Origin of the sequence: Sulfitobacter sp., from assembly GCF_041552635.1 — a bacterium.
Lineage (GTDB): Bacteria > Pseudomonadota > Alphaproteobacteria > Rhodobacterales > Rhodobacteraceae > Sulfitobacter.
The window spans coordinates 1-8,811 of record NZ_JBFEKM010000165.1; the positions used below are offsets into that span (position 1 = coordinate 1).

Sequence of the window (8,811 nt, forward strand, 5' to 3'; positions counted from 1 at the left end):
GTGACGCCGGTGATGCACAGACAGCCCATGATCAGCCAGTCGGTTGCGATCATCGGTTCCCAAAACCAGATACCGGTGGCCGTCATCGCGATGGACCCGGTGACGCCGGTCCAGAAAAAGCTGGTGGCGGTTTTGTCCTTGCGGCCGACATAGCGGGTCAACAGCCCGTAGATCGCAAACATCGCCGCCGCGACCAACGGGATAACAGCGGCGGGGTCAAACACGTTCATCCCCGGTTGCAGAATGATCAGCACCCCGATGAACCCGACGCCAATCGCCGCCCACCGCCGCCAGCCCACGCTTTCGCCCAGAACCGGCCCCGACAGCGCCGCGACCAACAGGGGGTAACAGGTGAAAACCGCGTGGCTTTCCACAAGCCCCAGAATGGTGAAGGCTACAATCATCACGCAAATCTCGGCGGCCAGCAACAGACCACGCAGCGTTTGCAGCACCGGCTGGCTTGTTTTGGCCGCTGCGCGCAGCCCACCTGCATTCCGTTTCGCAATGGCAATGACAAAGGCCGCAAAGAACCAATAGCGGATCATCACCACCATCAGCACGTTGTATTCTGACGCCAGATGCCGCGAAAGCCCGTCCTGCACGGCAAAGACAAGTGTCGTGATGACCATGAGCGTGATGCCCAGCGGAATATTATTGGACTGCGCTGCGGCTGCAGCCCTGTTGCTGGCGCGGGTCATACCCGCACGGCCCGCGTCATGTGGCGCTTGCGGCCATAGCCCTTGGTGCGTTCAACCGCAAAGCCTGCTGTTGCTAGCCCGCGGCGCACCGCCCCTGCTGCGGTATAGGTCGCAGCTGTGCCAAAATGCGCGGTATGGCGGGCCACGTCCTCAAGCAAATCCGGTTCCCACAGTTCGGGGTTTTTTGCGGGGGAAAAACCGTCCAGAAACCATGCGTCGGCCACACCGTCCCATACGGGCAAGGTTTGGCGCGCATCCCCGATGATCACCGTCAGATCAAGACCGGGAAAGGTCATGTTGCCGCCCTCGGGCGTCCAAGCCTCAAGCAGGGCATCGCGTTTGCCTTTGAAGTCCGGGAAGGCCTGATGCGCCTGTGCCATGTCTTCGCGCGACATCGGGAACGCCTCGAACGAGGTGAATTGCAGCGTGCCGTTGCAGCCCTTTTGCGTCCAGGCATCCCACGCCACCAACAGGTTCAGGCCGGTACCAAACCCCAATTCACCGATGCGAAAACCGTCGCGAAAGCGACCCGGCAGGTCATTCCCCTGAAGAAACACATACTTGGTTTCTTCGACCCCGTTATCGAGGCTGAAATACGGGTCATCAAAATGGGACGACACCGGCACGCCGCTGTCTTTCCATTCAATCTGTGCTGTCTGGTTCTCCACGTGGCGACCTTGTGTTATCGGGGCTTTCGGGAACACTGCGCAAAAAGGGCAAGGATTGGCAATGGCCGAAATCACGATACGCGGGGCGGGAATATTCGGGCTGTCGATCGCATGGGCCTGCGCCCAGCGCGGCGCAACGGTGCAGATGATTGATCCGGGCGGTCCTGCGGCGGGCAGCAGCGGCGGGATTGTCGGGGCGCTGGCACCCCATGTGCCGGAAAATTGGAACGCCAAGAAGGCATTTCAACTGGACAGTCTGTTGATGGCAGCCCCCTTTTGGCACGAGATCGAAGCAACCGGCGGCGGGCAATCCGGCTATGCCCGCAAAGGCCGGTTGCAACCCATTGCGGATGACGCAGGTCTGGCCTTGGCCCATCGACGCAGCGAAACCGCGCAAGCCTTGTGGCAAGAAAATGCAATCTGGCAGGTCGTTCCAACGACAGGTGCGGCGTGGGAACCCAATAGCCCGTCAGGCTGGTTGATCCATGATACACTCAGCGCGCTGATCCACCCACGCTTGGCCTGCGCGGCCTTGGTGCAGGCGTTGCGCGCGAAAGGTGTTCACGTGACAGCAAAGGGCGCGGATCGTGGGCAGGTGCTTTGGGCCACGGGTGTGGCGGGGCTTGCTGAAATGACCGCGGCCCACAGCCGCATGGTCGGCAGTGGCGTCAAAGGACAGGCCGCACTGTTGGCCTATAATGCGCGCGGGCTGCCGCAGCTTTTTGCGGGCGGCGTGCATGTCATCCCCCATGGCGACGGGACCGTCGCGATCGGATCCACCTCTGAGCGTGAGTATAACAGCCCCGACCAGACCGACGCGCAGCTTGACGATGTCATCGCTGCGGCCCGCGCCGCCGTGCCGGCTCTGGCACAGGCACAGGTGATCGACCGCTGGGCCGGCGTGCGCCCGCGCAGCCGCAGCCGCGCCCCGATGTTGGGGGCTTGGCCCGGAAGGTCTGGCCACTATGTCGCCAACGGAGGCTTCAAAATCGGCTTTGGCATGGCCCCGAAAGTGGCGCAGGTCATGGCCGATTTGATGCTGGACGGGCGCGACACAATCCCCGATGGATTCCGGGTCGAGGATAATTTTTAGGGAGGTCCCGAAGCTGTGGAACTGCCCTGTTCGTCGTCCCGAACGATGGTTTTGTGCATCTGGAAACGTGTCAAGGCGACCACCTGTCTGTCCACCTCTTCCTCTTTTACCACGCACCATCCGCGTTTTTCAAAGAATGGCCGGGCGGCCAAGCTTGCTGCGGTGGTCAGACGATCAGCGCTATTCCTTGCAGCCCAATCCTCTACCGCCATCAACAGCGCGCCGCCGATGCCCCGACCTGCGGCCGACGGCAATACAAATGCAAGGTCGACATATCCTGTCTGATCAATGGTCATAAACCCGACCGCTTCGCCTCCTTCTTCTGCGATAAAGCCTGACAGGTCTTTCACGCGATCCTTCCAGCCAGCCAGATTAACCGTGTCCCCTGCCCATGCGCGCCTTTGGTCGAGGGTGTAGACATGTCGGGTTCCCTCGTGGATCGCGCAAAAGAAAATGCGCCCAACGTCGGGAAAGTCTTCAGCGCGTAAAGGTCTGATGTTGGTTGTCATACGATTTCCCGTTTTGCGTCTAGGCGGCGATGTCCCTCGGGATGTCGTCAATGCCAAGAAATGCCCGAACTTCGTGTCAAAGCGATCTGCGGGTGCCATGAGTTTTCAGGCGGTCGCCACCATGCATTGGCGACCATCCGGCCCCGCGACCCACAGTTCGCGATCATTACGGCACAAGGATGCCGTTTCGAAATGCATCAAGGGCGATGTGGCGCGGAAGGTGAATTGGGTCAATGGTCCCAATTCACCTTCGGCCTTCAGCATCAAAAGCTGCGCCAGCAGCGGGCCATGCACGACCAACCCGCCATAGCCTTCGACGTCGCGGGCATACTCCAGATCATAGTGAATGCGGTGCCCGTTGAAGGTCAGCGCCGAATAGCGAAACAACAAGGTCGAGCTGAAATCGACAGCCGACACCGTTTCTGCGTCGGTCCTCGCCGTGGGGGCTGTTGGTTGGGGCGCATCAGGCGTCGCGTCTTCGCGGTAGACCAGATCTTGCCATTCGGTCAGGCACAGCGCACCGTCCTGCCAGATTTCATGGCGCAAGGTGACAAAGCCCAGCGGCCCCGACCGGCCATCCTTGCGCTGCTGGCTTTCGCAGATGGTGCGCTTTTCCGCCCCGATCCCTGCCAAAAGCGGGCGTTCAAATGATAATCGCCCCCCTGCCCACATCCGACGCGGCAGCCCCATATCGGGGATCAGCCCGCCCACAAGCGGATGACCGTCACGGCCCAGGGAAACCGGTGGCTCAGGCTCCCAAAAATAGAGCTGATAAAAGAACGGAGGCAACGGATCACCCGCCTGCACCGCTTGTTTCTGACCAAGGGCAACATGAAAAGCATCGGCACGGGCGGGGTCGATCATATCTTGTTTACGTTGCTCGGTCATAGGATCACACTAAGGTTAGGAACGTTCCCCAAGGAGGTGCCATGGCGCAGCCCGATATTCAATGCCGCGTTCGCGAGCTTGATCACCTTGTTCTCACGGTGTCCAGCATCCCCGAGACAGTGCGTTTTTATACGCAGGTTCTGGGCATGCGAGGTCAGCAATTCGAAGTCGCAGATGGCAGCAAACGCTGGGCCTTACGCTTTGGACAGTCCAAAATAAACCTGCATCAAAAGGGCCGCGAATTTGACCCCAAGGCAGCCAACCCCGCGCCCGGCACTGCGGATTTATGTTTTCTGACCGACGCCCCGATTGCTGACTGGGTCAAGCATCTGACCATCCACGGCATCAAAATCGAAGACGGCCCGGTTGCACGTTCAGGGGCAACCGGGCCGATCACATCGCTATACCTGCGCGACCCCGACCGAAATCTGATCGAGGTCAGCGTGCCCGCGCTTTAGCGGCCAATCTCGGCACGCAGTGATTCCATAAGCTGGGTCAGTTCTTTGACATACATGTCGCCGGTCAAACGGCCCTGATCGTCAAAGGCATTCCCGCTGTTGGCCAGATGAATTTCCGGCCCCTGCAATATCCGCGGACGAAACGGCACCATAAAGCTGCGCAGAATCAACTGCGCGCGTTCGCCCCCCGCGCGCCCCGCTGCGGCGGACATGACGGCGAGCGGTTTGCCTGACCATGGCGTGCCGTCGACCCGGCTGATCCAATCCAGCGCATTTTTGAGGGCTCCGGAAGGACCCTTGTTGTATTCCACAGTGGATATCATAACAGCATCTGCACCAGCGATCTGGTTCGCCACCTGTTGCACGCTGTCCGGGACACCATTGGCCTGTTCATAATCGGCGTCATACAAGGGAAAGCGGATGTCGGCCTGTACATAGTCGCAATCGCCGAACAGCCGCGCCGCTTCGGCCAGAAGCATCGAATTGGTTGATCCAGCGCGCAGAGATCCGGAAATACCGACAAGTTTTGGTTTGGCCATTTTTCTATTCCTTTTTGACGTTGTTCTGCCCCAAGACCTGTGGCGGCGTGGTGCAAAAGCAAGAGGCCCCGGCGTGGTGCCAGGGCCTGCTTTGATCTTTTTCGTGATTGAGATTTACGCGTTGGGCAGAATAACGATTTCTACACGACGGTTTTGCGCCTTGCCTGATGCGTTCAGGTTGCTGGCGACAGGCTGGCTTTCGCCGCGTCCGACGGCCTGAATGCGGCTGCGCGGTACACCGTTGCCGATCAGCACATTCGCCACGGCGCTTGCACGCCCTTCGGACAGTTGCTGGTTATAGCTGGCGTCGCCATCGCTATCGGTGTGGCCGATGATTTGCAGCGTCGAGTTGCTGTAGACGTTCACGTTGCGCGCCAAAGCCGCCAGATCACTTTGCATACCGGACTGCACAGTCGTGCTATCGGTCGCGAACAAAATGTCTTGCGGCAGTGTTACGATCAACCGGTCACCGGTGTTGGTGATGATAACGTTGGAATTCAGCTGACGGCGCAAATCGGCCTCTTGCTTGTCCAAGGTATAGCCTACACCTGCACCAAGCGCACCACCGGCGAGGGCACCCGCCAACGCGCCATCTGCACGGTTTCCGTCGCCCTTGGATAATGCGCCGATAACGGCACCGGCACCTGCACCGATCAGCGCGCCGTTCCGGGTCTTGGCATTGGGGTCATTCGGGTTGCCACCGATTGGGCCGGGTTCGCACGCGCTAAGTGCCAGAACGCTTGTCAGTGCTGCGGCGATGGTCATCTTTGAAAAAGTCATGTCTAATTTTGCCTTTGGTTTGGGCCCCGTTCGGGCGAGGCGTCTCGTTGCATAACGTCCATACATCGCGATCAGTTCCCAGAGAACCGTCTTGGTGATGCATCGGCGGCTGGGATCGGCCAGAAGCCGCCTATCGGTCAGGCGTCGGCGCGGGCGGATTCAAAGGCAAGCATCGCGCGTTTGACCGGCAGGCCCCAGTGATAGCCCCCCAGCCCACCTGATTTGCGCAAGGCGCGGTGGCAGGGAATCAACCAACTGATCGGATTGCGCCCGACAGCCGTCCCCACTGCACGCACGGCTTTGGGGGTGCCGATGGTTTGGGCGATTTCGGAATATGTCGTGACCTGACCTGACGGGATGCTCAACAAGGCCTCCCATACTTTGATCTGAAAGGGCGCACCGATCAGATAGATGGGGGCCTTTCCACCACTGCCATCTTGGGCGGCAAAGGCGATCCGCACCCAGTCACGCAACATGTCGGGGTTTTCGCGAAACGTCGCACCCGGCCAACGGCGGCGCATGTCCTGCATTGCGGGCTCTTCACCGGTTTCGGCCGAAAACGCCAAACCGCAAATGCCGCGCTCTGTGCCCATGACCAAGGCCGGGCCAAAGGGGCTGTCGAACCACCCCCAAGAGATCACCAGCCCATCGCCTTTGCGGGCAAAATCACCCGGGCTCATCGCCTCCCATCTTAGGAAAAGATCATGCAGGCGGCTGGACCCTGACAGGCCAACAGCATGGGCGGTTCCAAGGGTCGTAAACCGATCACGCAGCAAGATCTTGGCGTGGTCCAGCATCAGATATTGCTGATACCGCTTCGGCGACACCCCGACCCAGCGGGAAAACAGCCGCTGGAAATGCGCGGCGCTCATGTTCATTTCACTGGCGATCTGGTCCAGTGCCATCGGGTCAGCCGCATGATCAATCAGGTCAATGGCACGACGCATGACACCGTAATGGTAATCATTTTCTGTCTCGGGCTTTGCCGTGGGGGGCGGGGGGGTGATATCTTGTGTCATACCCCCACGCTAATCACCGCGGACCATTCAGGCGACCCGAAACTTGCGCCAAAGCGCTGCGTTAGGCGGCCAAAAGATGCAAAAGCGTTTCTTCTGGGTCCAGCAAATCACGGATCATCTTGGATTCGACCCGGTTCAGACACATGCGCGGGGCTTTTGCGTCTTCGGCAAAAACCTTGCTCGTGCGGCGGATCTCAGGCGGCACCGACAACATGGCTGCGGTCTCAAGCCCCGTTGTTTCGGCCCAAATCCCGCAGGTAAGGATCAATTCATGATGTTCCATAATAATGTGGTGATAGCTGATGGCAGGCGCATTCGGGTCTGGCCGGGGGGCAATACGCCGGGACAATGCACCAATTTCGGCCATCGCTTCATGTTTGCCCAAATTCAGCGCGACATGTGGCGAACTTACCAGAACCTGATGGTGCGGCGAAAGGCGCAGCGGTTCTTGCAGGCCCTCGGTTGCGGCGTTTTCACGAGGCCGCAAATGCAGCGGCGGCAACAAGGGCAAACCGTCCGGCCCGATACCACGCGACCGCTTGATCGCCAAAATCGGCTGTGCCCCATGATCACGGGTGATCAAACGGTCACCTGATTCCAACCATTCAACAGGCAGTTCACCATCCATCGTCATAATCATCGCGCCCGGGCCGAAGCCCGATGCTTTTGAAAAAGTCAATTCGACCGACATCGTCCCTCACTTTCGCCTTTTGGGCGCTTGCACTACTGTTACGTTCTCAGCTTATCGACTGGAACTGCATACTTGCGACGAAAACTTGGAATCTCGGTAAACAGTTTGTAAATACGCGCACCGTCTTGTTCTTGCTCTGGCGGAAAAATCCACGCATACCCTTCGCTATGGCAAAACCACTTGATTATCATACGATCCGCGAGATCTTTTCCCGCTTTCACGCCGTCGATCCAGAGCCCAAGGGAGAGCTGGATCACACCAATGTTTACACGCTTTTGGTTGCTGTAGCCCTAAGCGCGCAAGCGACTGATGTCGGTGTCAACAAGGCGACCAAGTCCTTGTTCGAGGCGGTCGAAACGCCCCAACAGATGTTGGATTTGGGGCTTGAGGGACTGATTGAGCATATCAAAACAATCGGCCTGTTCCGCCAGAAGGCCAAAAATGTCATTAAACTTAGCCAGATTTTAGTCGATGACTATGCGGGCATCGTCCCCAACAGCCGCGCTGCGCTGCAATCGCTGCCCGGTGTGGGGCGCAAAACGGCCAATGTCGTGCTGAACATGTGGTGGCACTATCCTGCGCAAGCGGTCGACACCCATATCTTTCGCATGGGCAACCGCACCAACATTTGCCCCGGCAAAACTGTGGACGCGGTTGAACGCGCCATCGAAGACAATATTCCCGTTGATTTTCAACAACACGCCCATCACTGGATGATCCTGCACGGTCGTTACCACTGCAAGGCGCGCAAGCCCTTGTGCAGGACCTGTATCATCCGTGATCTCTGCCCCTATGAGGACAAAACTGAATGACCCAATATGAAGTGGTTGGCATCGGCAACGCCGTTGTCGATGTAATCTCGCATGCCGATGACGCGTTTCTTGGCGACATGAACATCGAAAAAGGCATCATGCAACTGATCGAACGTGACCGCGCCGAAGAACTGTACGGCGAGATGAAAGATCGGCTGCAAACGCCCGGCGGATCGGTTGCGAATTCGATCGCCGGGATCGGCGCGCTTGGATTGCCAACAGCGTTTATCGGTCGCGTGAATGACGACGCTTTGGGCAAATTCTATGCGCAATCCATGATCGACGGCGGCACTGATTTCGTGAACGCACCCGTGGCGGGCGGCGATCTGCCAACTTCGCGGTCGATGATCTTTGTATCGCCCGATGGCGAACGGTCGATGAACACCTATCTGGGGATTTCAACCGATCTTGGGCCTGCAGATGTGCCGGATGCTGTGGCATCTGCGGCCAGAATCATTTTCCTCGAAGGGTATCTGTTCGACAAGGATCAGGGCAAACAAGCCTTCCTTGAAGCATCTCGCCTGACCCGTGCTGCGGGTGGCAAAGCAGGCATCGCGATTTCAGATCCCTTCTGCGTTGACCGTCACCGGGCCGATTTCCTGCGCATGATTGCAGACGAACTTGATTTCGTCATCGGCAACGAGGCCGAAATCAGA

At 58.7% G+C, this 8,811-nt stretch carries 12 protein-coding genes; 4 read left to right on the forward strand and 8 right to left on the reverse strand.

Annotated elements, in window-relative coordinates; all coding sequences use genetic code 11:
* Both ABYT07_RS16630 and mnmD read right to left on the reverse strand, forming a co-directional pair.
* The coding region (locus tag ABYT07_RS16630; RefSeq protein WP_372993156.1) for a DMT family transporter at nucleotides 1-698 on the reverse strand (698 nt) is incomplete at its 3' end.
* Nucleotides 695-1,366, reverse strand: coding sequence for a tRNA (5-methylaminomethyl-2-thiouridine)(34)-methyltransferase MnmD (gene mnmD / locus ABYT07_RS16635; protein WP_372993157.1), 672 nt, complete (start codon nucleotides 1,364-1,366; stop codon nucleotides 695-697). The genes ABYT07_RS16630 and mnmD, both read right to left, overlap by 4 nt.
* A 61-nt stretch (nucleotides 1,367-1,427) precedes the next feature.
* Here mnmD and ABYT07_RS16640 point away from each other — a divergent pair, with 61 nt between their 5' ends.
* Nucleotides 1,428-2,459 carry an NAD(P)/FAD-dependent oxidoreductase gene (locus ABYT07_RS16640; RefSeq protein WP_372993158.1) on the forward strand — a complete coding sequence of 344 codons (1,032 nt, stop codon included), beginning with the start codon at nucleotides 1,428-1,430 and terminating at the stop codon, nucleotides 2,457-2,459.
* Here ABYT07_RS16640 and ABYT07_RS16645 read toward each other — a convergent pair.
* Nucleotides 2,456-2,968, reverse strand: a complete 513-nt coding sequence (locus tag ABYT07_RS16645; protein ID WP_372993159.1) for a GNAT family N-acetyltransferase — start codon at nucleotides 2,966-2,968, stop codon at nucleotides 2,456-2,458. The genes ABYT07_RS16640 and ABYT07_RS16645 overlap by 4 nt on opposite strands.
* A 105-nt stretch (nucleotides 2,969-3,073) precedes the next feature.
* Complete coding sequence (locus ABYT07_RS16650; RefSeq protein ID WP_372993160.1) at nucleotides 3,074-3,856, reverse strand: acyl dehydratase; 783 nt, start codon at nucleotides 3,854-3,856, stop codon at nucleotides 3,074-3,076.
* A 41-nt stretch (nucleotides 3,857-3,897) separates the two neighbouring features.
* Here ABYT07_RS16650 and ABYT07_RS16655 point away from each other — a divergent pair, with 41 nt between their 5' ends.
* Nucleotides 3,898-4,314, forward strand: a complete 417-nt coding sequence (locus ABYT07_RS16655) for a VOC family protein (RefSeq protein ID WP_372993161.1) — start codon at nucleotides 3,898-3,900, stop codon at nucleotides 4,312-4,314.
* On the opposite strand, the gene ABYT07_RS16660 is transcribed toward ABYT07_RS16655, so the two are convergent.
* The 4 genes from ABYT07_RS16660 to ABYT07_RS16675 form a co-directional block, all read right to left on the reverse strand.
* Entirely contained in the window at nucleotides 4,311-4,853 is a 543-nt protein-coding gene (locus ABYT07_RS16660) for an NADPH-dependent FMN reductase (RefSeq protein WP_372993162.1), read from the reverse strand. The two genes, ABYT07_RS16655 and ABYT07_RS16660, sit on opposite strands and share 4 nt — an antisense overlap.
* Before the next feature lie 114 nt (nucleotides 4,854-4,967).
* Nucleotides 4,968-5,633 (reverse strand): OmpA family protein, encoded by a 666-nt coding sequence (locus ABYT07_RS16665; RefSeq protein ID WP_372993163.1) that lies wholly within the window; start codon nucleotides 5,631-5,633, stop codon nucleotides 4,968-4,970.
* 137 nt (nucleotides 5,634-5,770) lie between these two features.
* On the reverse strand, nucleotides 5,771-6,652 hold the full coding sequence (locus ABYT07_RS16670) for a methylated-DNA--[protein]-cysteine S-methyltransferase (protein WP_372993164.1): 882 nt from the start codon (nucleotides 6,650-6,652) through the stop codon (nucleotides 5,771-5,773).
* Nucleotides 6,653-6,713: 61 nt separating this feature from the next.
* On the reverse strand, nucleotides 6,714-7,343 hold the full coding sequence (locus tag ABYT07_RS16675) for a Hint domain-containing protein (RefSeq protein WP_372993165.1): 630 nt from the start codon (nucleotides 7,341-7,343) through the stop codon (nucleotides 6,714-6,716).
* A gap of 167 nt (nucleotides 7,344-7,510) precedes the next feature.
* On the opposite strand from ABYT07_RS16675, the gene nth reads away from it, so the two are divergent.
* Together nth and ABYT07_RS16685 are read left to right on the forward strand one after the other, a co-directional pair.
* On the forward strand, nucleotides 7,511-8,155 hold the full coding sequence (gene nth / locus ABYT07_RS16680; protein ID WP_372993166.1) for an endonuclease III: 645 nt from the start codon (nucleotides 7,511-7,513) through the stop codon (nucleotides 8,153-8,155).
* Nucleotides 8,152-8,811, forward strand: a 660-nt coding sequence (locus ABYT07_RS16685) for an adenosine kinase (protein WP_372993167.1), incomplete at its 3' end; no start/stop codon positions are given. The genes nth and ABYT07_RS16685, both read left to right, overlap by 4 nt.

Excerpts from the sequence above, each read along its gene's own strand:
- ABYT07_RS16640 (WP_372993158.1), top strand. The coding sequence starts at position 1,428 with ATGGCCGAAATCACGATACGCGGGGCGGGAATATTCGGGCTGTCGATC.
- ABYT07_RS16645 (WP_372993159.1), bottom strand. The coding sequence starts at position 2,968 with ATGACAACCAACATCAGACCTTTACGCGCTGAAGACTTTCCCGACGTT.
- ABYT07_RS16650 (WP_372993160.1), bottom strand. The coding sequence starts at position 3,856 with ATGACCGAGCAACGTAAACAAGATATGATCGACCCCGCCCGTGCCGAT.
- ABYT07_RS16655 (WP_372993161.1), top strand. The coding sequence starts at position 3,898 with ATGGCGCAGCCCGATATTCAATGCCGCGTTCGCGAGCTTGATCACCTT.
- ABYT07_RS16660 (WP_372993162.1), bottom strand. The coding sequence starts at position 4,853 with ATGGCCAAACCAAAACTTGTCGGTATTTCCGGATCTCTGCGCGCTGGA.
- ABYT07_RS16665 (WP_372993163.1), bottom strand. The coding sequence starts at position 5,633 with ATGACTTTTTCAAAGATGACCATCGCCGCAGCACTGACAAGCGTTCTG.
- ABYT07_RS16670 (WP_372993164.1), bottom strand. The coding sequence starts at position 6,652 with ATGACACAAGATATCACCCCCCCGCCCCCCACGGCAAAGCCCGAGACA.
- ABYT07_RS16675 (WP_372993165.1), bottom strand. The coding sequence starts at position 7,343 with ATGTCGGTCGAATTGACTTTTTCAAAAGCATCGGGCTTCGGCCCGGGC.
- nth (WP_372993166.1), top strand. The coding sequence starts at position 7,511 with ATGGCAAAACCACTTGATTATCATACGATCCGCGAGATCTTTTCCCGC.